The sequence below is a fragment of the Desulfovibrio sp. TomC genome (assembly GCF_000801335.2).
GTDB lineage: Bacteria > Desulfobacterota > Desulfovibrionia > Desulfovibrionales > Desulfovibrionaceae > Solidesulfovibrio.
On sequence record NZ_JSEH01000011.1, the window covers coordinates 93,536 to 114,515 of the forward strand.

Sequence of the window (20,980 nt, forward strand, 5' to 3'; positions counted from 1 at the left end):
GGTGAAGGCCGCTATTCGGCCAGATACCCGAGCAGCCGCCGGGCGGGTTCGTGGCCGGGGTCGAGTTCCAGGGCCAGGCCGAGAAACCGGCGGGCCTCGGCGATATTGCGGCACTTATGATGGGCCGTGGCAATGTTGTAGCCAACGGTCGGTCCCTGGCGGATCAGGTCCGGATCGAGTTTGAGCGCCTCTTCGAAGTGCGTCAGGGCCGTATAATAATCCTTGCCCTCGGCCTGGGCCACACCGAGGTTGTAGTGTACCCCGGCATCATCCGGGGCTACGGCCAGAGCCTTGCGGTAATTTTCCACCGCCTCTTTCCAGTTGCCCTGGCGACGCAGCAAGATGCCGCGATTATTAAACATCCAAAGATCAGCCCGGGAAATGGAGTCGCCCTTGGCGGCAATGGCCTCGGTGACAAAACGCAGGGCCATCTCCTGGTCCCGGTCGCCGATCTTGCGGGCCATCTCCATGAGCGAATCACTGACCATGTCCGCCGCCACCTTGCCGACCACCCGCCGGGCCTCCTCGAAAAAGACCTTGGCCCGGTCGGTTTCGCCCCGATCGAAGTAGGCCTCGCCAATGGCCACCTTGCGCTCGAAATTCAGCGGCGAAAGCTCGTCCAGACGGGTCAGGCAGGCCAGACGCTTGGCGTCCTCGCCGCTTTGCCCGTACAACTCCACCAGCCGGTTGAGCGGCTCGATATAGAGCTTCTCGGCCTTGACCGCTTCCTTGTAATGGCGCTCGGCCAGGGCATGGTCCCCACGGCCAAGGGCCACGTCGCCAAGGAGCAGATGGGCCTTGAGGCTGCCGGGCTTGAGTTCAAAGGCCTTGTCCGCCACCCGGCCGGCCTGCTCCAGGTCGCCGGCGGCAAGAAGCGCCGCCGCCCGGTCAAACAGCACCCCGAGTTGGGTGTTGGGGCGCACGGCAAAGGCGAATTTCTCAATCAGGGCATTGGCCGAGATGGGCTTGGTAATAAAGCTGTCGGCCCCGACCTCGTGGACGAGCACCATCTCGTCGCGGGAAATTTCCGCGCTGGCCACCACCAGACGGACCTTGTCGCCGTAAAAATTCTTGAGCGTCTTGACGGTCTTCAGGCAGGTGTTCTTGTGCAGGCGGCGTTCCAGAAAAATGAGCAGCGGGCCGCTGAGGCGTTCCACGGTCTTGCTGGCCAGGGTGGTCACTTCGTCGTAGTCGGCGACCTCGCGCAAGGCGGTTTTGACGTCGATGCGCAGATTCCCCAAGGCGTATTTGAGCTGACGCACGAAACTTTCGTCGTCGGTGCAGACCACAAAAAACCCTGTCTCGGCAAAATAATCAAGGGTGATCCGCTCGTAGCGTTTGGCCGCCTGTTCAGCCTTGAGCCGCATGGCATTGGACATGGGGACATGGTTCCTTTGCAGTTAGTCGCCGGGAACGGCGTTTCGCACCCGGCGCAGCAAGGCCAGGAGCGTCGGATCGGCCAGACTCCCCACCAACGCCTCGCCCGCAGGCGCCGTCAGGACCCGGCACAACAGATCCGGCGGCGTGCCGCAACACGTGAGCCGATCGACAAGGCCCTCGTCCACCACCGCTCCGGCCGCCAGCCGCGTTCCGTCAGGCAGGGGCACATCTTCTTCCAGGACCATGCCCGGGGTCAACGCCGAAACCGGCACCTGCGTCCGGGAAAATCCCTCGCATTCACCAGCCAGGACAGCCAGGACCTCAAGGACACGGGGGTCATAGACCCCGTCCCTGGCGGCCAGGGCGGCCAGAGCGGCTGCGCGGTTTTGGCCCGAGGTCAGCAACCGGTCATAGTCCAGGGCCGCCTTGAGCAGGCGCGCCCCAAGCGGAATGGCCGTCCCCCGGGGGCCGCCGCCCGCTTCCCCGGCATACGGCGTTTCCTGGTGGCGGATAATCTCAGCCACTTCCCGAAGCTTGGGAATGCTGTCCAGCAAATCTGCGGCAATGACCGGATGGCAGGCAAACAACCGGGCCTCGTCCCCGGCCAGGACGCCCTGACGCCGCAATCTGGCGAACATGGCTTCAGGCATGACCATGGTTCCAATCTGGGACAAGGAGACGGCCAGCTCGATGCGCCAGGCATCGGCCGCCTCCAGGTAGCGGGCCATGTCCGCCACCAGACGGCGCACCCGCATGGCCCGGGCGTGGCCTTCGGGATTTTGCAGGGCGAGCAGGTCGGTTAGGACCTTGATGATGCCGCGAAGCGCCCCCTTGAGAAAATCCCGCTCGGCCGTGGCCTGGGCATACAGCGCCGCCCCGGTCGTCAGGGCTTCGTTGAGTTCGTCCTCGGCGCAGGGTTTGGCCAGGAAACGAAACACGTGCCCGGTGTTGACGGCGTCCATAGCGGCGTGCAGGTCGGCATACCCGGTCAGCATGATGCGCACGGTGTCGGGGTGGCTCTTTTTGAGTCTGGCAAAAAACTCCAGGCCGTCCAGGCCCGGCATCCGCAGGTCCGAAACCACCACGGCATACGGGCCACGCTCGGCCACGGCCTCCAGGCCCCGCACCGGCCCAAGGGCCGTATCCACGACAAATCCCCGGCGCAGGGCACGCCGAAACGTCGCCAAGATCTCAGGATCGTCGTCAACGAACAGTATTTTCGCCTTGCCGCCCATTGGCCCACCACACCTGCCGGTTTAGAAAAGGGGGCGACTTGCCCCAGCCTGCGTCTGTCCTCCGTCTTCAAGGGGAAAACGGACAAAAAAGGTGGTTCCTTCCCCAAGCCTCGTGGTAAAATCGATGCCGCCGCCATGCCGGGCCATGACCGCGTGGCTGATGGCCAGCCCCTGGCCCGTGCCTTTGCCTACGGCCTTGGTGGTGAAAAACGGATCGAAGATACGGCCCCGGGCTGTTTCAGGAATACCCAATCCGTTGTCGGACACCGCGATTTCCAGATGGTCCGGCGTCAAGCGGCTGGCAATGACAATCCGGCCCCTGATCCACGGCTCGCCGACAACCCGCTCTTCCACGGCCTGGGCGGCGTTTAACACCACATTGAGCAGCACCTGGGAAACCTCATGCGGCAAACCGTACACCATGGGAAGCTCGGGGGAAAGCTCCAGGGACACCTCGGCCACATGTTTCCAGGCATTGCGGGTGATGGTCACGATGTCGCGCACACTGGCGTTGAGATCAAAAAAAAGCCTCTCCCCGGGCCCAGGGTGGGACATCTGGCGCATGGCCCTTACGATGTCGGCCACCTGGCCGATGCCCTTCCGGGTGTTGGCAATGGCTGCCGGGATTTCCTGGCGCAGATACTCGAGATCAGCCGCCTCGGCCAGTCGCCCGACCTCGACGGCGGCGCTGGCCATGGCCTCGGCGTCGCCGTCGCGCACCGCCCTGGCCAGCCCGTCGTAAGCCGAAAGCAGTGACAGCACCTCAGAAAACGCCTCGTCAAGAAAACCGGCATTATAGCCCACATACTGCACCGGGGTGTTGATCTCGTGGGCAATGCCGGCAGCCAGATGGCCGATAGCCTGCATCCGACGCTCGTGGGCGACCTTGAGCTCCCGGGCCTTGATCTCGGCCAGATCCTGGCCAAGGAGCAGTACGCCCGGGCGGTCGCCCTGCGAAGCCGGCACGGGATTGACGGTCAACCCGAGAAGACGCTCGTGATTGCCGGCCGTGCGGCAACGCACCTCATCCACCCGCACCGGGACAAGACTGCGCCGGCTCTCCTCCACGGCCGAGAGCACCACCTGCCCGTCCCAGTCCAGACCCACATCGAAAAAATCACGACCTGTCACCGCCGCCGCCGACAGCCCGAAAATGGCCTCGGCGCTGGCGTTGAAGCGGCGAATGCGGTTTTGCCCATCCAGGCTGACCAGGATGGAACGGATGGAGGCCAACAGCATTTCGATGTCGCGGCTGGCCAGGACCATCTCCCGCTCGGCGGCATCCTGGCGCGAAATATCGCGCACGATTCCGGCCACGCCGAAAAGCGTCCCGGCAGCATCCGCCAGAGGGTGGCACACGGCCTCCAGGTAGCGCTCCCCACCGTCGGGCGCCGTTGCCACCACCCGGCGCGTGACCGGCTTCCCGGTCTCCAGGGCCTCGGCTGCCGGGCACTGGGCGCACAGGTCCGAGGCCTGCGCCCCAGAGGGCAGACACGGTCCCGACGGGGTGAAATCCCGGCCCGGGACCAGCCGGCGCATGGCCGCGTTGACGGCCACCACCCGAAGCTCGCGGTCCAAAAAACACAACCCGGTATCAATGCCGGCGAACAGGGCCTCGAAAAAGGGCATCCGCGCATCCTGGGCCGACTGGTCCCCGGCCTGGCGGGCTCGTTGCCGCGTCATGCCGGGGCCTCCTCCAGCCAAAATGTCAGGCCGAACTCTCCGGACGGGGTTTCAATGCGGATGTCCAGACAATCCTCGCACCCTTCCTGGGGCAAGCCTCCGGCTGTGACCCGGCCTGTTTCCAGGAGCAGGGAGCCATCCCGCAGCATGTCGCCGAAAGAGCGCAGGACCATGTCGTACCAAGCGGCCAGACCGGTTCGGCCGTCGGCGCTCTCCACCCTGTCGGCCAACCGGGCGGCCAGCGGCCGGGACAGGCCCAGGCAGGCCGCAAACCGCCGTCCGCCAAGGATCGTGCCCTCGATAACCGCGGCTTCCGGATAGGCCGCCGGCCGGGAGGCGCTGCCAAAACCGGTGATCGCCGCCTCCTCGCCGATGGCCCGGCGCACAATTCGGATAATGGCTGCGTACAGGCACTCGACCACCCTGTTTTCCGCGAAATACTCCTGGAGATAACGCAGGCTGACCCGGCTCTTGTCGCGCAGGGCATAGTGACGGCCCATGAGCTCCTGGTACTGCGACCGAGGAATATGCCCAAGAAGCAACAAGGCCTCGCCGAGGTAGGTATGCTGGATTTTCTGGATAAAGAGCAGGTCGTCGAGGCTTCGTCGGGACAAATGGCGCTCCCCCACGGCAATGTCGCCGAAGAGCCTGGGGTCGCCGTCCTGACGGCCCCGGATGACGTCCACCTGGTCCGGGGAGAGCACGCCCCGCTCCACGGCAACCTCCCCGATCCGGCGGTTTTTCTCCCGCTGATAGCGCAGTCCGTCCTCCAGCTGTGCCTCGGTGATAGCCCCCTGCTCCACCAGAAAACGTCCAAGAAAGCTCATGCCCGTCCTCACACGGCGGCCTGGGCCGCCAGGTTAGTCGTCAACTCGCAGACGTGACCGCTCCACCGGAAAGGCGAACTCCTCCTGGACCTTGCGTTCAATGGCCCGTGAAAGCGTCTGGGCCTCGGGAAAGGCCGGATTGATGGCCTGGGCCATGGCCAGAAACTTGCTCGCGAGCTTGAGCTTGCCGCGCTCGAAGTAGGTTCTGGCAATGTTGTAGAGGAGATGGTCGTCGGTTTTGCTCAGGCGGTAGGCTTTGAAATAGTAAAGCAGGGCCTGTTCGAACATTTTGTGCTTGCGCATCTTGATGCCGAACTCGTTAAACAGGTGCTTGTGCTCCGGGCCAAAAGCCGCTTCCAGCGAAATGATGCGCCGGCACACGAGCTTGGCGTTTTCAAGCTCCCCCCGATCCAGATAGGTCAACCCCAGACCGAACGTGGCCCGGATATGCTCCTCGTCCACGCGCAGGGCGTTTTTGTACTCGAACTCGGCCGACATGAGTTCGCTCTCGCTGCGATGGGCGTCGCCGGCTTCCACGTTTTGTTGCACCCGGCGCATCATGGGCACGACCTTGTTCATGTACAGGTCGGGCTCGGGGAGATAGTCGGTCAGCAACTGTTCCCGGGAGATGGGCCGCCCCTTCCCCGTAGGAATGAAATTCTTGTTGAGATTGCGCACCAGATAGGAGCCGTCGGGTTGCTCTTCGGCAAAGATGTGGACGTTTTGCTTGACCCGGCGTTTGGTGGCCCCAAAGCCGATATAGGCCTGGGTCTGGGTGGAGAACACCCCGCGAAACGCTTCACCCGGCGGCGAGGAAATTTCTTTTGGCGTATGCGGTGCTGTTTCCATGGGGTCGCCGGATTATGAGGGTTGGGCGGCCAGGGAGGCCCGGAGAAAAAGGCTGCGCGAGCGGTCCAAACGGCCCCTTTTTCTGGCGTAAAACCGCCTAGCCATCAAGCATCATGGCAAAGGCCAGCTGCTCCGGCGGCGGCACCAGGACCCGTATGCGGCCCCTGGTCCCCCGGTCGGCGTCCAGACGGACCAGACGGCGAATGGAGACGGTATTGAGTTCCAGGCCCCGGCCCAGGGCGAGCTTGCCGCCCAGATCGGCCACATCCTGGTCCAAGAGCATCCCGGCCGCCAGCTCGTCGGTGGAAACCAGACGCGGTTCGTAGCCGTCGGGCAGAGTGGCCAGGGATTCCAGGGCGGCCAGCACTTCGGGATCATACCAGCCGGTGCGGTCGCGCATCCGCCCCAGGGCATCGACCTCTGGGTTCTCCGAGCGGCGCTTGCTGCCATAGTGGGCCTGCAGCGTGTCGAAGTCCAGGGCGACCTTGAGGATGCGCGCGCCGACGGGGATATTTTCGCCAGCCAGGCCGTCCGGAGGCAGCCCGCCGCCGTCATAGCGTTTTTCCTGGTAGGCGATGATTTCGGAGACCTCGCGCAGCCTGGGGATGTTGGCCACCAATTCGGCGGCAATCTTGGGATGCATGGCGAATTCGTAGGCCTTGTCCCCGGGCAGGGGGTCCCCCTGATAGGCCCGACGCAAGGTCTCGGCCGGCATGGCGGCGCAGCCGATCTGGGACAGCATGGCCGCCAGCTCCACCCGCCACCCCTCGGGAACGCCGAGATAATTGCCGATATCCACGGCCAGCCGCTTGACCCGGGAGGATTTGCCGAATGCCTCGGGACTGACCATTTCAAGCAGGTTGGTCAAAAGCTTAATGGTGCCGCGCACCGTCCCGCGCAACAGTTCTTTTTCGGCGGCGATCAGCTGATACTGGCGCAGGGCCGCAACCAGGGCCTCTTCCAGATCCTCTTCAGGGCAAGGCTTGGTAAGAAAACTGAAGACCTTGCTTTTGTTGACCGCAGCAATGGCCACGCCGATGTCGGCAAAACCGGTCAGGATGATGCGCACGGCATCGGGGCGCATCTCCCGGACGCGGCCGAGAAATTCCACGCCGTCCATGCCCGGCATCCGCAAATCGGACACCACCACGGCCACTTCAGGCAAAGCGGCCACGCACTCAAGCCCGATCTCCGGCCCGGCCGCCACCTCCACGTCGTAGCGCTTGCGAAAAGCCCGGGCATAGGCTGACAGGATTTCCTGATCATCATCAACGAATAAAATGCACTGCTTGGCCATGGGGGACCTCGGGGCTTACGGACGCGGTCGAAGGATGGGGAGGCCGGCGTCGCCCCAGAGTAGGCGATTTTGCAGCGTTGCTCAAGGCGAGCCGTCAGCATTGCGGCCAGTTGACGGTGGCCCGGGCCGCCAGCACCCCGGCCACGTCGCTGGCCTCGCCGACCGCTTTCTTGCCGGCCAGCCGGGCGCGCTCGACGGCCCGGCCGTAGGTGCGCCACTTCTCGGCGGCAGCCCGTACGGCCATGGCCACCTCGCCGGCAGAAGGGGCGGTGATGCCTATCTCGTTGAAGATGTCCGGGTATTCCGCTTCAGTCGGTGTGGGATCGAGGAGCAGCGCGGCGGCCTGGATTTCTTTGGCCTGATAGGCGGCCATCTGGCCGGAGCCTGGCGTCAGGACCGTGTTGCGCAGGCGTTCGGCCATGGCATCGAGTTCGGCACACACCGATTGCCTGGCCGCATCCAGGTCCGCCTCCCATGGTTGGCCGATCGCCACAGGCGTGTCGTCCGGGACAGTGAGGATGAGGCAGCCCCGATAGCCGGTGACGACTGTCAAGTCCTGGCCGTCCGAATGCCAGCCGGTGACGAAGCCGGATCGAATGACGATTTGCATATGCGCCCCTATTGCTGAATGAACGAGTTGGCATTCCCTGACGTGTTGAGCGCCGGAGAATACGGTGTTTGGCAATTCCGAAGGACCAGCGTCGGGCCGTAGGTATAGACGGTCGATCCGGTATAGGCGACGATGCCGGCCCATTCCGCCGAATCGATAAGGGCTGTTCCCTCCCAACTGGAGAACTCGATGAACGATCCATTGGACGGGAAGGCTCCGTACTTGACGTTTTTAATGATCAGCCCGGCCACATGCATGACTGACCCCATGAACGCATAGACCCCGATGGGGGCTCCGGTCAGGATGTTGCACCTCCCAATGTTTGCAAGGCGGCAGGTGTTCCCATAGATACACGCCGCCCCGTTCCACGTCGCAGACGAGACGATTTTGAACCCGTCGATCAATTTGACGGCCGAGGTGATGTAGAATCCGTGGATGTCCCCGGACAAGAGCAACTTGCAGCGGTTGCAGGGCTTGATGACGATGCTGCCACCGCCGACCGTCGCGGCGGCAAGAGCTTCAGCCGAACACACGATGGCGGTGTTCACCCCGTCAAAATTCACGCCGGACACCAGATAGCCACCATTCAACCCGCTCGTGCTGCTGCCGGTCAGGCCGATGATGTCCCCAATGACAATATTCTTGGCGGCGTCTGCGTTTGAAACGTAGTTACCGGCAACCGTAAACGTCTTGGCCGCCGTGTCGATGGACGCAATCGCCACTGTCGTTTCGGCCGAGGTGTTGCCGAGTATTTGGATCTTATCCGCGTCGGGATGGTCGATGGCGATAGTGCTGCTGATCGCATACGTGCCGTCCGCCACCTGGATGGTCACGGTGACGCCCGAAGCGATCAGTTTCCCGGCGATGGACCCAAGGGCTTTGCTGATGGAGGCAAACGGCATCCCTGCCGCACCCGTACCCGACACATCGCTGCCGGTGGTCGCCACATGGATTGTCGTATTGGCGCTGAGAAGCCCCTTGGCCGCCGTAGCCAGCCCGGCCGGGGTCACGGCCGTACCGGTATTGGCTCCGGCCTGCGTTTCGGCGGCCAAGGCCAGCCTGACCAGCCCGGCCAGCGTCGTCGAGGCCGACGGCAACGGGTCGCGCCCGCCAAGGGTGTGATTGTCGGCATGGCTGCACAGCGATTCCGGGATGTCGTTGCCGTGGAGAACGGCGGTCAGATTGGGGGTCAGGGCCGCTCCGGCGTCGACGGCCACGGTCACAAGGGTGCGCCCCGCCCCGGCGTCGTGGGTTGCAGTCGTCACCGTGCCCAGGCGGATGCCGTCGGCCTGGCAATCGCCCCACACTCGCAGGCCCGGGACAAATTCCCCGGTAAAGGCCTCGCCAGCGGCGTTGGACACGGCAAAGCTGTCGCCGGAAACAAAGGCCACCGAGGTATAGATGGGATCGCTCATGGTGCTCCTCAGGAAAATTGCGGACGCACGACCAGGGTCGCCGTCCGGCCGGTTCCGGACCAGTCGCCCAGGGTCAGGGCCGCCTGGATTTTATACGCGCCGGCCTCGGCCAGATCGCCGGGCCCGGTGACGTAACGCAGATGCGACGCGGTCTGGCCAACGACGGCTACAGCCGCCGGCCAGGAACGCACCGCGCCGGACGGCGTACGCACCAGCAACGCCGGGTTGCCCGCTCCGGCGATGTCGCGCCCGCAGTCCACCAGGATCTCCAGGCCCACGTCGCCTCGGTATATACTGTCCGCCATGGGATGTTCCTCACGTCTGTTCGATATCGATGGTCGAGCGCAGGATGCGCGTCAGACCCACCAGGGAAAAAAGCCTGTCCGCAATGGTTGGCGGCGAGGCCAGCCTGGCCACTTCGCGCCGTCCGGTTCCGGCCAGCCCTGCGCCAGGCCTTACGACCAAGCTGGACACCCGGGTCAGGCCCAGCGCCGTCACCGTTGCCTGGACGGGATGTCCGCCAAGGGCCAGGCCAGGCGCCCCGGCCAACCCGAACTCCTCGGCCAGTCCCAAACCTGGTTGCACATCCGCCACGAGTCTTGCCGGCCGGCCCTCGGCCGTTGCCGTCGAAACCGTCGCCGCAGTCCCCGGCCGGGCCACCGCCGTTCCCGGGGGGCAGGCCGGATGGGCCAACGGCAGGGCTGCGGCGGCCGGCGCAACCAGCCCCGCCGCCGCCGCCGTGGCCCAAACCTCCACCGCCGGCGCTTGCGCATGCTGTCCCCAGGCGGCCGGCGCGGCTGTCCAGGCCCGGGCTGTCTCGCTCCACGGCCCATTCATGGGCTACTCCAGGGTCAGGACGCCCGAGGCGTCAAAGCGCACCGTAAACGTCCCGCCGGTCACCCCCCGGTCTGCGCCGAAATCAAGCAGGCACACCAGCGGGTTGGTCAGGCCCCCGGCCGTCTTGGCGAGATAGATGAGCGCGTATCGCGCCGTCACCGTGGTCTCGGTCCAGGCCGGGTCGTTGGCCCGCAGCGCAGCCTTGCCGCCGGACGCACTCCAGCCGACCCCGCCAAGCGTCTGGCCGCCGGCCGCATAACCTGGGCCGAGCGCCTCGAAACCGGCCACGTCAGCCAGCCCGCCGTGGCTGGCCGAAGGGACGTAGGCGCTGGTCAGCAGGGCGCAACGCAGGGTGTCGGCGGGCAGATTGAAAATGCCCCGGCCAAGTCCTTCCTTGAAGCTCGTAAAAATGAGATCCGCCATGATTCCTCCTGGATCCTGCCGCCCGTTGGCCATAAAAAAAGCGCGCTCCGTTTCCGAAGCGCGCCCTGGCAGACCGGACTGCTGTTTTGCGCGAGCATCGCGCCTTTTATAACCTTCCCCTTCGCAGGGGTCCGGGGGCTACTCTCACCCCAGCCGCCGGAGCAACGCTAGTTCCCGCCAAGGGCAAACGCCAACAGTCACGGCCCTGGCCTCTGCTCGCCTTTTCCCGCGCCACTGCCGCTAACCGACGGGCAACGCGCCCGCTCAAAGCAAACCTCCTCCATGTGGGATTCCAAAGGGGTCACCCCTTTGGCCGCCGGAGGCACGCTTTCGACTTCTCTGCTCCCTGCAGACGCCGCCCTAGACCCGGTAATTGTAGTTGTGGTTAAAGCTCTCGCGGGAGCCGTTGGATTTCGACGTGGTCTCGCTTACCGAGCGCTGGGTGGATTCGGTGGTCGAGGTCGAGGTGCGTTCGCCAATGGATTCGCTGTAGCCGATCTGGGCCGAGGCGTTCACCGAATTGAGCGCGCTGGCCGCCATCTGGGCCGAAACCTGCGCCCCGGACCGGATTTTTTCCGATTCCAGGCGCAGCTCGCCAAGCGAGTTTTGCAGCAGCATATCCGCCTGTTTTATTGACACTTCCGCCGATTTCAAAAAGGCGTCCACCTGGGCGCCGTGGTCCCGGGAGCGCAGTTCGGCCTCGGCCTGACCGGCCTTGAGCCCGGCGTCATAGACGCCAAGGGCCAGTTCCTTGTCCTTGAGCAGAATGTCCGCCCGGGCCTGGGCCTGACGCAACTCGGCCTCAAACCGGGTGACGTCGGCTTTGTAGGCGTCAAGGCGCACGTCATTATTTTTTGAGGCCACGGCCAGGCGCGTCTCGGCCGCGACCTTGGCCGCGTCCACCTCGGCCCCAAAGGCCCGCACCTGTTCGGCATACAGACGCGCCTTGGCCTCCTGGCCGGCCAGGGCGGCGGCGTGGGCATTAAACCGGGCGGTATTGGCGTTGACCGCCGCTACATAGCCGGCCACTTGCGATTCGTAAGCAGCCAGCCGATCCCGGCCCAGGGCCGATTTGGCCGCCGCGCCTTCCATGCGGGCCTTGTAGAGGCCAATAAGGGCCGTCACCCCGGACAGCTCGGCCAGATACAGGTCGGCCGCCCGCTTCTGGGCCTCGCCAGCCAGCCGCGCCCCTTCGATGCGCACCTTGGCTCCTTCCAATTCGGCCAGGGAGGCCCGGATGCGCGCTTCAAACACGGCGGCATCGGCCTGATAGCGGGCCAATTGGGCATTGTGCACAGCCACTTCGGCCGAAAGCGCCTCATAGCCAAACTGGGCCAGGGCCTTGGCTCCTTCGAAGGCCCGGGCAGCGGACTGGTTGAAAAGCTCGATGCCCTGGGCTTCAAGGGCCAGGGCCTGCTCCACCGCTCCCCGGCCATTTTGGCTGGCCAGCTCGGCCTGCCGGGCCAGGAGATCCAGGTTGTGCCCGGCCAGGGTTTCGGCCGCGTCCTTGGCCGCCGCCCGGAACATGACGGCCATGGGACCGGACAGGCCTGATGCGCCCCGGGCGGCAAACTCGTCGGCAATGCCGGCGAGCTTTTCCGCCAGTTCGTCTTCCATGCGCCGTCTGGCCCGCTGCCACAGGCCGTCTTCCAGTTCCGGGCCAAAGCCGGCCCCGCCGTTTCGGACCTCGGCCTCCAGACGCTCGGCCAGGGCGGCGCGCAGGGACGAATCATAGGCCGCTTCCGGCGGCAGCATGAACAGATTGCCCGGGGCGACCAGGGCCGGCATGGGCGGCCGTTCGCCCTCAAAGACCGGGGTGACGGCGGCGGGCAGGTCCGGGATACGCAACTCGGCAAAGACCGGCGGATCAGGCAGCACGATGGCCGGGTCCGGCGGCAGTTCGATCTCGGGCAGATTGGGAACCGCTCCCGGGGCCTCGGGCAGGATCATGTCCGGCGTCTCCGGCAGAATGATGTCCGGCGGCACGAGGGTAAACCGGGGCATCTCCAGCCCTTCGAGAGCCAGGCCGGGCAGATCCGGCACCGCCGGGGCAGCCACAGCCTCCAGGGACACGGCCCCAAGCTGCGGCGGGGAGGCCACGCCCGGATACTGCGGCGCGGCCGGCAGATCGGGCAGATCCACGTCGGGATAGGTCAGCCGGGCCACGCCGCTTAGCCGGCCCAGAAAACTGATGGCCGAAACCCAGGCATCATTGGCATAATTCTGGGCCGTATCGAACTTGTTGCGGACAATGCCGGCCGCGCCGCTGGAATCGCTCATGAGGCCTCCTTGGCAATGGTGATGGGGACAAGCCCCTGGGCTGCGGCCTGGGCCACCTCGTGGTCATCGGCCACAAAAATCCCGGCCAGCGCCTCCAGGGACAACAGCCAGGCCTGGCCGGGCGACAGGGCGTAGTGGAAAAAGCGCGGCAGGGCCACGTCCATGGCCGGATTCAGGCGGTAGGCGCTTATGGCCTCGCCATCCTTCTCATTTCGAAGCGTCCAGGCATTGACCCCGCTGGCTTGGTAGGTACAGGCCGCATCCAGGGCGCACAGGGGCATGGCCCCGGTGTAGGCCGCGCCCTGGGCCTCGTCTGCCCGGGTGACGAACAACTGCACCGTGCCGTCGGCCTCGTGAGTCATGACCGCATGGTGCCACAGCCCGAGTTCCAGCGGGTCAGACACGGCCGGGACCAGGCCGAACTGGCTCTCGAAATGGGACAGCCGGGCAGCCAGCAGCCGGTTGCCGCCGCTTAGGAACAGGCCGGCCGCCTGCAGGCCCATCTCGAAGCCGTCGGGATACGGGTAGGCCTTGCCGGCGGCGTCGCGGTAGCCCTCCCCGGCCAGGACCGGCGCGCCGTCGCAGACCGCCAACGCCCGTCTGGCCCCGGTGAGCCGGTCGGTGTTGGCGGCGTAATCATTATTCCAAGGCGACCAGGGGTAGGTCAGGTCCTCTTCCCAGTCCGGGTGGAGATGGGGCGAGCAAAACCCGATCAGCGGCGACAGGTCCCCGGGACAGTCGTGGACAAAGGCCGCTCCATCCGCACTTCGCAGCAGGTAGGCGCGAATCGGATTCAAAACGCCCCTGGCGTCAAAGGTATAGTCGTACTCCAAAGGAGCATTCAGGCGCACCAGACAGCTCACGGAAAAAGGCGCGTCGTCAGGAATGTGCCCCCGGCCATAGAGCAGGCCCGAGGCCGCCCCGCCCGGCAACCGAAACACGCCGATGTCCCGGGCGATACCGGCCTGGGGCAGTCCGGCGTAGGCAGGCAGCCCGGCCTCGGCCGCCGGGACAATGGTCACGGCCGAACCAAGGCCCAGGCTCCAACCAGCCAGATCGCCGTCCGGCACGACGTTTTGCAGGCTGTCCAGGCCATCGTAGCGGGCCAGACAGTCCGGGATGACGTAGAACTCGCCTTGCCGCCCGGGTCGGCGGGCAGGCAGGGCACTCCCACCAGCCTCCCTCTCGCTGCTGCGCGCGCCAAGAATCTCGATATAATCCTGATCCCCCAGCCGGCGGCACAGGATGCGCTCCCCGGTTTCCAGCGCCACATGGCGGTCGTAGACAGGCAGATCCGAGACGTTTTCCCGGTGCATGACGGCAAGCTCCCGCAGGGCGTCACGGCGAAGCGGCGCGAGCAGGCCGGCATCGCCCACCAGCCGCACCCGTGGCGCGGGCCGAAAATCCGTTTCCATCACACCCTCCGGTCCAGGGGCAGCAGGGTCAATTCGATGGCGGCGATGTCCAACACCGCACCGTCCTCGCCAGCCAGACGTACTTCCCAGGTCCGGCCAAGCCCCCGAGGAAGCCGCGCCACGGTGCGACCGGGGAAGCCGTTTGCGCTGCCCGGCCCGACCTCGCCGTCAAGTTCGCTGCCGGCGTCGCTTCGGGCCTCAATAGCCAACCGGCCGGCAACCACGCCCTCGACCGCCACCCCCAACAGCCGGGCCGGGAGGCCGGCAGCAACCGGGGGCAGGGCCAGGCGCGCGGCAATAGGCGCACCGTCGTCCGTATCGCCGCCGATGCGGCCAAGGGACGCCCCATCGCTCACCATTACCCGCCCGCCGTGCAGGCAGGCGGCAACAACCGGCAACCCGGCCATGGCGGTCAGCGCCCCGCTCTCCAACTCCAGGGAATATCCGTACGCCGTCATGCCCATTCCTCCCCGTTGCCGCATCGACCAAGCGATGCCTCACCGGCTGTGCGGCCAAGGCCGGCCAGATGCCAGCGATCAAATCCGGCCGCCCCGCTGCCCCGGCTGTTTGGCAATCCCAGTCCAGCAAGCAAGGGTATCGGCGTGCTGACAGTGCCCTGCCCCAACTCGCCGGGCAGTCCGTGAGCGTAGAGACGCCAAAGCGGCCAGGCGCAGCCAGTTGCACCCAAACCGCCGGCCAAGCCCTGGCCGGCACAGCCAGGCCGGGCCAACCGACAGCCCCCAGCACTGCGGGCCGCCGTGCCGGCGGCGCCCAGGCCAGCCGGACGCAGCAACCGGACAAGGCCCGTCCCGCCGCCGCCGCCCAAGGCCGCGGCCGCCGCCAGCGGCAAGCAGGCCCCGGTCGCGCCGCCGGCCAGACCAGCCGTACCGAGGGTCGCCAATACCGCCTCGCCCCAGCCGAACCGGCCGGCAGCCGACGCTTCCGGCCGGGCAAAGAGGCATTCCCCCCTGGCCCCGCCAAGCCCCAGCGCCCCGGCCCCGGCCGGGAGGGCCGCCTCACCAACCGCCCCAAAGCTCCCCGAAGCCGTGCAGGCTAACACCGGCAACCTGACCTGCCCGCCCGATCCCCGGACAAAAAACACCCCGGTCTCCTGCCGCACCGTGAAAAAGGCCCCGGCGGTCAGGGCGTAATCGACCCAGACATACGGCCCGGGATCACCCAGGACCGGCAAGCCGGCCACCGCGCCTTGCAAGGCCCCAAGCGTCCAGTCCAGGGCCACCCACTGCCCGTCCTCAACCCGTCTCCAGGCCACCCAGGCATGGCCGGACCGGTCCACCCCCACCCGACCAAAGGCCGTGGCAATGCGGTCGACCGGCAACCCGGCAGCCAGCAGCAAGCCGTGGAGAAGCACAGCCCCGTCCTCGCAGTCGCCGGCCCCGCTGGCCAGGGTAGCGGCGGCGCAGCGCCAGACGTCTTCGTTTCCATCGGCAGCATAGTCGATGCGCCCGGCCACCAGGGCCAGCAGGGCGGCAGCAACCGCGTCGGGTTCATCGCCGGCAAGCCCGGCCACGGCCTCGGCCAGATCAGGATCGCCCTGACAAAGAAGCGCCACCACCGAGGTCGAAGACGTGGCCGTGCCCCCGGCCGGGCTGTCCAGGGAACAGACATAGGCCCGGGTGGTAACGGATGGCAGCCCGAGCAAAGCCTGGGCCGTGCGACCCAGATCGGACAGGGCACTGACAGCCAGGGGCAGGCCGACCACGCCGGCAGCCCCGGTCCCGGCCAGGACAAACAGCGGCGACAGCACGGCCTCGGCCAGCACCGGCGTCGATCCCGTGCCCAGGCTCTGGAGGCCAGACAGCGACACCCCGGCCCAGGCCGGATGCCAGCCCCCCTCCGCGGCCAAAACCAGGGGCAGCGGCAGCGAACAGACGCCAAGCGGCGGCCAGGAACCGACAGCAGCCAGTTCCGGCACAGGCAGCGGCAAGCCGGCCGCCTGAGTCGTGACGCCGCAGGTTCCGGAGCCGGCCGCCCCGACGGCCAGGGCCGCCAATCCGGCAGCGGCAACGGTTTCGTCCGGAACCGGGGTCATAAACAACAGATAATCGTCAAGGCTGGACATGGGGCCTCCCTGCCTGGGCCGGGTCCGACACAAACCGCCAGCGCAGACCGGCAAACGGCGCAGGGATATGGCGGGCCGGCCGGGTCGCCGTCGCGGACACGAAAAACCCGTCGTCGGCAGCGGCCATCGACCGGGTCACCAGGGGTGGGACCGGAAGAGCGACATATTCCATGGCAGGCCCTCGTTGTTGTTTCCCGGCGCAATCAGGCCGACACGCCGTAGAAGATGAGTTCACTGACGTTGTAGTTGCCGTTTTTGTCGGGTGTAAAACCCGTCACCACCAGCCGGTAACTGCGGTAGAAATGGTCGTTTGGGATATCCAGGCGATCCGAGAGAAACACGCCGTCCTCCCACCACCACGATCCTTCGTCGTAAAAAGGGCTTTGCGTGGCCACACGCATCCCGTTAAAGGCGGCAGCGGAAAACAGCGTGGTCCACTCGCTGTCGTCGTTTGAGGCCTGAAGCAGGAAATCCGTGGGATAGCCGCAGGGGCCGTAGCCGAAGGGACAGGAGCTGCCGTCGGACTGTCCCGAGGCGAACTGAAAGCCGGTCACCCGCACCGGATCGACAAAACGCACGCCCACGTATTCCGGGGCGGCGTTTCCCGGATGCGGCGACCAGCAGCCGTTTCGCCCGTCGCTGGAACCCACAGAGAAATCATGGACCTCTTCGGGACCAGGAACGCCGCTTGTGGAGTAAAAGACCTCCCCCTCGGCCAGGACCAGGACGTCGGCCTTGTCCGCCACATGGCCAAACGCATCCTGAAAGCGGTGCACCAGAAGCAGGTCGCGGTAAAAAGCAGTCTGCGCCGGATCGGGGACCACGGCGGCCACGTCCTGGCCGGTCTGGTAATAGACCACGGAGCTTGTCATGGGACCGTCCTAGGCTTGAAGGGAGAGGTCGCCGCCAAGTTGCAGGCGACCAGACACAATGCGCCCGCCCGGCGGCACGGAGCCGGCGAACCAGGCGACCCGCACACGGTTGTAGTCCTCGGCGGCCGCGCCGTCCGCGGCGTCCTGGAGCCACACGGCCTCGGGCGCAACCGGCGGCGCGGACAGGTCTTTGGCAACCGGAATCAGGGTGTTCCAGAGGTCCAGGGTTTCAAAGGCCCGGCAGACGCCGGAGGCCTCCACCCGTATCCCCTTGACCACGGCTAGGGTGAAAAACGCCGCTTCGGCATCGGCCAGATAGAACCGGCCGTAGCCGTAGTGGGAAATTTTGAGGTCAAAGACATCATCGCGGCCGGTGTCGGCGTAGATGATTTCCGTGGTCGGCAGCGACAGGCCCACGGCCAGTTCACCAAAGGTCTGGCCGCTTTTCGGGGTCTGGGCCAGGGTGACCCGGCTGCCGAAGGAATAGGGCGTGCTGCGGGCCTCGGAAAAGGCCCGGCCGCACACCACCGCGATGCGGGCCGGAAACCCGGCGAAGCGGCAGGGCAACGATTGCGGATAGGTTTCGGACATGGCCTTTCCTTCCGGACCCATGGCCCGGTCTGCGCACTTCCTCTCGGGGCCGGAACCAATTCCCGGCCCCCTGTCGTCGTAGGCGCTGTCTGGCCGTCACCGCTAGGATTCCAAAAGGAATCAGGCCCGTTGCAACAGCGGTTCCCGTCAGGCTCAAACGCCGACTGTCCCGGCCCAGAACCGACCGGATTATCCACCAGCGCCAAGCGCCCCTTGACAAACTTCTCCCATTGCCGGGGTCCGGGGGGATCATCCCCCCGGACCCCGGAAGCACTCTTTCTCTTCCTGCCTCTCCCTCTCCCCATTAACTCGCCGGCATGGTGACCACGAAGCTGTCGATGGTGGTGGTGGCCCCGGCGGTGATGGCCGTGCTGGACATATTGAGCTGCGCCCCGGAGGTGGACACCGAGCCGTCGAAGCGGGCGTGGCTGGTATCGGCTCCGGCGGTGCGGTCGTTGGCGTAGAACCGGAACCAGCCGGCCGTGCCCGAGGTGGTGGCCGCTCCGGACCAGACCTCGCCCGAGGCCTTGGCGCAGGCTCCGGCCGAAGGGGCGGCGAAGTTAAGGCCATTGGTCGGCGTTCCCGGGGTAAACGCCCCGGAAGAGACGGTGATTTCCAGCAGCGGACTGGCTCCTTCGCCGTCGTCGGCGCTGGCCGGCTGCACCCCCGGGAAGATGCGGATGACGCCGTTTTGCATGATGGTCTTGAAGCTCGAAGTGCCAAGCAGCATGTTGCGAAGGCCGGTGGAAAGACGCAGAGCCATGGTGGTCTCCTTGGGCAAAAGGTTGTCGCCGTAAGGCGTTAGTGACTTGCAAACAACAGGTAGCGGCCACGGGTGGCCGCGGCAGCAACCCGGCCTGGGGCCGGGATGGCGGCAGCCGCAATACGCCGGACCCGTCCGCCCGACAGCCCCAGGTGGATGCCGTCGGGCGCGGCCCAGACAGCGCCGTCGCCGTCAAGACTGCTCCCGGCTACGCTCTCGTGGCGGCCGGCGGATAGCAGGGCCAGACTGCCCACTATGGGCGCAGCCTGATCCACCCGGGCAAAGGTCATCTTTTTCGGATCGGTTCCGGCCACATGGACCACGCCGGCGTCGTCGCCGACGAAAAGCCCGCCGCCGACCGGGGCCAGCATCCGGATGCGTCCGACAAAGGGCGGCAGAAAGCCGCCCAGGCCGTCCACCCAGTCATAAAGCCCGGCCCCTTCGGTGAAGTGGACGCAGTTTCCGACCGCAATCCAGATCCGCCCGGCATGATAAGCCAGGGCGTGTCCGACCGGAGGCGGCCCAAAGCGCCCTATGCGGTCCGGGCCGGGATAGCGCTGTCCGGCCCAGGCCTCGGCCACACCCTGTCGGATGCGGCCGGTTTCAAAGCCGTTGGCGAAGTAGACGTCACTCCCAACCGTTACAAAGGCCATGGACGCGCCCGGAGTCAGGCCGGGGCGCAAAAGCGCCGGCTCGCCCTGGCCCGGGATCAGATACAGCCCGTCGCAGCACACGCCGTAGAGGTTGGCTCCATCGGAGAAAAGACCCGAAAAGCCATGCCCGCTTTGACGCTCAAAGCCCGGCCGGCGCATGAGACGTCCGGCCACCACATCCACATTGACGGCCTCGGCCAGTTCGTACCGGCCGGTGTCCGGGTCGCAGACCAAGCCTTGCGGCGCAGCCGACGCGCCGAGCCCCAGACAGGTGGTCAGGCGAAGCGGCCGGCTCACGGCCAGTCCTCCCCAAAGCCGTAGGGATCGCGCCCAGTCGGCACGTCCACGGGTTCGGTCTGCTGCGGCCCGTGCAAGGCGACCAGTTCGGCCAGCCAGGCCTCGTAGCGTCGCCCATAGGCCAGGGTCTGGACTTTGCTGCCATCAGCCCCTTCCTCCAGGCGCTCGAAAAGCTCCCGACAGGCAAAGGCAACCAGCAAGGGTCCGGCCAGATGCAGCGGCAGGCCATCGGGTTTGTCGCCCGCCCCGACCAGGGGCTGGGGCAGCCGGTAATAGTCGATCTCGATGCCAACGCCCTCCCGGGGCACGGGCCGGACATGCAGCCGACCGCCGGCCGCTGCGCCAAAGCGCACCCGACCCGGGGTCTGGCCCGGCGCAAGCCGCCTCAGGGCGGCCAGATCCGGGGCCAACCGGACCCGGCCGCAGGCGGGGAGGAGGACAGCAGCATCAGGTCCGTGCATCAAATCCGCCGGCAAAGCCGCGTCGGCCTGTCCCGGTTCCAGGCTGATCCTGGCCCGGGTCGCCAGCTCAGGCAGACGTGCAGCCCCGGCGGCTGCGTACAGGCCGCGCCCGAGCGCCCGGACGATGTCTTCCTCGGACACGCCCGGATCACCGACAATGCCGGCCACTTCGGCTACGAGACTGGCCAGGGTGTCGGGCAATGCGCGGCGAAGCCCCTCGGCATCCGCCCGGGGCAAGGAGATTGCGGCCAAAGCCATGGGTGTCTCCGTGAGGTTTGCCGGTTGGGGCTAATCGATGGTCAGCAGGCAGGGCTGATGCCGGCCGTCGGCAAAGGCGGCGGCAAAGGCCACGCCGGCCACAGGCTGGTCCACGTCGAGGGTGGCGTTCATGGCAGCCAGACTCCCAGGCGCGGCCCCGGGCACGAGCATGCTGCCGACCCCGGCCGTGCCGGCGGCCAGACAGCAGCCCACGCCCCCGGTCTGGGCAAAGAAGTAATGCCCGGCCGGCACGTTACACGTGGCCACGCCGGCCGGCAGGTTCTCCTCGGTGGCCGAAGCGGCCACGCCGCACCAGGGCGAGGGAATAAGCGACACCCGGGAATCGGTGGTGAGCGCCGCCCGCACCGGCTCGGCCAGGGTGCAAACGACCGTGCCGCCAGCCGGGCAGGCGGTATTGGACAGGATGCGATACTGCCGGCCCTGACCGTCGCTGCCGGCCACCTGCAGGTAGCCGTCCTCGTAGGCATTTTCGGCCACGGGACTGATGCCGACGGTCACCTGGACCACGCGGTCGCCAACCGAGGCCGGGGTGGCCGGGCGGTTGACGTGCTGGGCCTCGGCCAGCGGGGCCAGGGTCAGGGAGCCGGCGGCGATGCTGGCGGAAGCGGCCTTGGCGTAGCGAAACTTGCGTCCGTCGGCGGTGATGCGCAGGGCGCCGATGGCTTCGCGCTTGGCCGGCGAGGTTTCGCCCACATCCTGGGTAAAGGAGAGCTTCATGGGTTGGGCCATT

General features: G+C 66.5%; 22 protein-coding genes. All 22 read right to left on the reverse strand.

All coding sequences use genetic code 11. The annotated features are described in order from the left end of the window. Positions 1–11: 11 nt before the first annotated feature. Positions 12–1,379 (reverse strand): tetratricopeptide repeat protein, encoded by a 1,368-nt coding sequence (locus NY78_RS12215; protein WP_043636241.1) that lies wholly within the window; start codon positions 1,377–1,379, stop codon positions 12–14. A 21-nt stretch (positions 1,380–1,400) separates the two neighbouring features. Next, entirely contained in the window at positions 1,401–2,615 is a 1,215-nt protein-coding gene (locus NY78_RS12220) for an HD domain-containing phosphohydrolase (RefSeq protein WP_043636244.1), read from the reverse strand. A gap of 21 nt (positions 2,616–2,636) precedes the next feature. Continuing rightward, positions 2,637–4,298, reverse strand: a complete 1,662-nt coding sequence (locus NY78_RS12225) for a PAS domain-containing protein (protein ID WP_047960171.1) — start codon at positions 4,296–4,298, stop codon at positions 2,637–2,639. Beyond that, on the reverse strand, positions 4,295–5,125 hold the full coding sequence (locus tag NY78_RS12230) for a hypothetical protein (RefSeq protein WP_043636247.1): 831 nt from the start codon (positions 5,123–5,125) through the stop codon (positions 4,295–4,297). The genes NY78_RS12225 and NY78_RS12230 overlap by 4 nt, the downstream gene beginning before the upstream one ends. A gap of 33 nt (positions 5,126–5,158) precedes the next feature. Continuing rightward, complete coding sequence (locus tag NY78_RS12235; RefSeq protein WP_043636249.1) at positions 5,159–5,974, reverse strand: tetratricopeptide repeat protein; 816 nt, start codon at positions 5,972–5,974, stop codon at positions 5,159–5,161. Between the two features lie 97 nt (positions 5,975–6,071). Beyond that, positions 6,072–7,271 carry an HD domain-containing phosphohydrolase gene (locus NY78_RS12240; RefSeq protein WP_043636252.1) on the reverse strand — a complete coding sequence of 400 codons (1,200 nt, stop codon included), beginning with the start codon at positions 7,269–7,271 and terminating at the stop codon, positions 6,072–6,074. Positions 7,272–7,365: 94 nt separating this feature from the next. Continuing rightward, a complete protein-coding gene (locus NY78_RS12245) occupies positions 7,366–7,881 on the reverse strand; it encodes a hypothetical protein (RefSeq protein ID WP_043636255.1) in 516 nt (171 codons plus the stop codon). Between the two features lie 8 nt (positions 7,882–7,889). After that, positions 7,890–9,296 carry a hypothetical protein gene (locus NY78_RS12250; RefSeq protein WP_043636257.1) on the reverse strand — a complete coding sequence of 469 codons (1,407 nt, stop codon included), beginning with the start codon at positions 9,294–9,296 and terminating at the stop codon, positions 7,890–7,892. 8 nt (positions 9,297–9,304) lie between these two features. Beyond that, positions 9,305–9,601: a hypothetical protein gene (locus NY78_RS12255; protein ID WP_043636259.1), complete on the reverse strand. Its 297-nt coding sequence runs from the start codon at positions 9,599–9,601 to the stop codon at positions 9,305–9,307. Positions 9,602–9,611: 10 nt separating this feature from the next. Beyond that, the gene (locus tag NY78_RS24695; protein WP_043636260.1) at positions 9,612–10,133 is read right to left on the reverse strand and encodes a hypothetical protein; all 522 of its coding nucleotides are present in this window, start codon (positions 10,131–10,133) and stop codon (positions 9,612–9,614) included. A gap of 3 nt (positions 10,134–10,136) precedes the next feature. Next, positions 10,137–10,556: a hypothetical protein gene (locus NY78_RS12265; protein WP_043636262.1), complete on the reverse strand. Its 420-nt coding sequence runs from the start codon at positions 10,554–10,556 to the stop codon at positions 10,137–10,139. A 360-nt stretch (positions 10,557–10,916) separates the two neighbouring features. After that, on the reverse strand, positions 10,917–12,836 hold the full coding sequence (locus tag NY78_RS12270) for a hypothetical protein (protein ID WP_043636265.1): 1,920 nt from the start codon (positions 12,834–12,836) through the stop codon (positions 10,917–10,919). Beyond that, entirely contained in the window at positions 12,833–14,251 is a 1,419-nt protein-coding gene (locus tag NY78_RS12275) for a hypothetical protein (protein WP_043636268.1), read from the reverse strand. Before NY78_RS12275 ends, NY78_RS12270 begins: the two co-directional genes overlap by 4 nt. Further along, on the reverse strand, positions 14,251–14,709 hold the full coding sequence (locus tag NY78_RS12280) for a hypothetical protein (protein WP_043636271.1): 459 nt from the start codon (positions 14,707–14,709) through the stop codon (positions 14,251–14,253). The genes NY78_RS12275 and NY78_RS12280 overlap by 1 nt, the downstream gene beginning before the upstream one ends. Continuing rightward, complete coding sequence (locus tag NY78_RS12285) at positions 14,706–16,334, reverse strand: transglutaminase domain-containing protein (RefSeq protein ID WP_043636274.1); 1,629 nt, start codon at positions 16,332–16,334, stop codon at positions 14,706–14,708. The genes NY78_RS12280 and NY78_RS12285 overlap by 4 nt, the downstream gene beginning before the upstream one ends. Beyond that, the gene (locus tag NY78_RS12290) at positions 16,321–16,506 is read right to left on the reverse strand and encodes a hypothetical protein (protein WP_043636277.1); all 186 of its coding nucleotides are present in this window, start codon (positions 16,504–16,506) and stop codon (positions 16,321–16,323) included. Before NY78_RS12290 ends, NY78_RS12285 begins: the two co-directional genes overlap by 14 nt. Before the next feature lie 31 nt (positions 16,507–16,537). Then, the gene (locus tag NY78_RS12295; RefSeq protein ID WP_043636280.1) at positions 16,538–17,206 is read right to left on the reverse strand and encodes a discoidin domain-containing protein; all 669 of its coding nucleotides are present in this window, start codon (positions 17,204–17,206) and stop codon (positions 16,538–16,540) included. Positions 17,207–17,215: 9 nt separating this feature from the next. Then, on the reverse strand, positions 17,216–17,797 hold the full coding sequence (locus tag NY78_RS12300) for a hypothetical protein (protein ID WP_043636283.1): 582 nt from the start codon (positions 17,795–17,797) through the stop codon (positions 17,216–17,218). Between the two features lie 304 nt (positions 17,798–18,101). Further along, positions 18,102–18,560, reverse strand: a complete 459-nt coding sequence (locus NY78_RS12305; RefSeq protein WP_043636285.1) for a hypothetical protein — start codon at positions 18,558–18,560, stop codon at positions 18,102–18,104. A 38-nt stretch (positions 18,561–18,598) separates the two neighbouring features. Then, entirely contained in the window at positions 18,599–19,510 is a 912-nt protein-coding gene (locus NY78_RS12310; protein WP_043636287.1) for a hypothetical protein, read from the reverse strand. Next, complete coding sequence (locus NY78_RS12315; protein WP_043636289.1) at positions 19,507–20,229, reverse strand: phage adaptor protein; 723 nt, start codon at positions 20,227–20,229, stop codon at positions 19,507–19,509. Before NY78_RS12315 ends, NY78_RS12310 begins: the two co-directional genes overlap by 4 nt. A 30-nt stretch (positions 20,230–20,259) precedes the next feature. Continuing rightward, complete coding sequence (locus tag NY78_RS12320) at positions 20,260–20,979, reverse strand: hypothetical protein (RefSeq protein ID WP_043636292.1); 720 nt, start codon at positions 20,977–20,979, stop codon at positions 20,260–20,262. Position 20,980: the final 1 nt, after the last annotated feature.

Bases quoted from the DNA above. Each gene is read 5' to 3' on its own strand.
- NY78_RS12215 (WP_043636241.1), bottom strand. From the start codon at position 1,379: ATGTCCAATGCCATGCGGCTCAAGGCTGAACAGGCGGCCAAACGCTAC.
- NY78_RS12220 (WP_043636244.1), bottom strand. From the start codon at position 2,615: ATGGGCGGCAAGGCGAAAATACTGTTCGTTGACGACGATCCTGAGATC.
- NY78_RS12225 (WP_047960171.1), bottom strand. From the start codon at position 4,298: ATGACGCGGCAACGAGCCCGCCAGGCCGGGGACCAGTCGGCCCAGGAT.
- NY78_RS12230 (WP_043636247.1), bottom strand. From the start codon at position 5,125: ATGAGCTTTCTTGGACGTTTTCTGGTGGAGCAGGGGGCTATCACCGAG.
- NY78_RS12235 (WP_043636249.1), bottom strand. From the start codon at position 5,974: ATGGAAACAGCACCGCATACGCCAAAAGAAATTTCCTCGCCGCCGGGT.
- NY78_RS12240 (WP_043636252.1), bottom strand. From the start codon at position 7,271: ATGGCCAAGCAGTGCATTTTATTCGTTGATGATGATCAGGAAATCCTG.
- NY78_RS12245 (WP_043636255.1), bottom strand. From the start codon at position 7,881: ATGCAAATCGTCATTCGATCCGGCTTCGTCACCGGCTGGCATTCGGAC.
- NY78_RS12250 (WP_043636257.1), bottom strand. From the start codon at position 9,296: ATGAGCGATCCCATCTATACCTCGGTGGCCTTTGTTTCCGGCGACAGC.
- NY78_RS12255 (WP_043636259.1), bottom strand. From the start codon at position 9,601: ATGGCGGACAGTATATACCGAGGCGACGTGGGCCTGGAGATCCTGGTG.
- NY78_RS24695 (WP_043636260.1), bottom strand. From the start codon at position 10,133: ATGAATGGGCCGTGGAGCGAGACAGCCCGGGCCTGGACAGCCGCGCCG.
- NY78_RS12265 (WP_043636262.1), bottom strand. From the start codon at position 10,556: ATGGCGGATCTCATTTTTACGAGCTTCAAGGAAGGACTTGGCCGGGGC.
- NY78_RS12270 (WP_043636265.1), bottom strand. From the start codon at position 12,836: ATGAGCGATTCCAGCGGCGCGGCCGGCATTGTCCGCAACAAGTTCGAT.
- NY78_RS12275 (WP_043636268.1), bottom strand. From the start codon at position 14,251: ATGGAAACGGATTTTCGGCCCGCGCCACGGGTGCGGCTGGTGGGCGAT.
- NY78_RS12280 (WP_043636271.1), bottom strand. From the start codon at position 14,709: ATGACGGCGTACGGATATTCCCTGGAGTTGGAGAGCGGGGCGCTGACC.
- NY78_RS12285 (WP_043636274.1), bottom strand. From the start codon at position 16,334: ATGTCCAGCCTTGACGATTATCTGTTGTTTATGACCCCGGTTCCGGAC.
- NY78_RS12290 (WP_043636277.1), bottom strand. From the start codon at position 16,506: ATGGAATATGTCGCTCTTCCGGTCCCACCCCTGGTGACCCGGTCGATG.
- NY78_RS12295 (WP_043636280.1), bottom strand. From the start codon at position 17,206: ATGACAAGCTCCGTGGTCTATTACCAGACCGGCCAGGACGTGGCCGCC.
- NY78_RS12300 (WP_043636283.1), bottom strand. From the start codon at position 17,797: ATGTCCGAAACCTATCCGCAATCGTTGCCCTGCCGCTTCGCCGGGTTT.
- NY78_RS12305 (WP_043636285.1), bottom strand. From the start codon at position 18,560: ATGGCTCTGCGTCTTTCCACCGGCCTTCGCAACATGCTGCTTGGCACT.
- NY78_RS12315 (WP_043636289.1), bottom strand. From the start codon at position 20,229: ATGGCTTTGGCCGCAATCTCCTTGCCCCGGGCGGATGCCGAGGGGCTT.
- NY78_RS12320 (WP_043636292.1), bottom strand. From the start codon at position 20,979: ATGGCCCAACCCATGAAGCTCTCCTTTACCCAGGATGTGGGCGAAACC.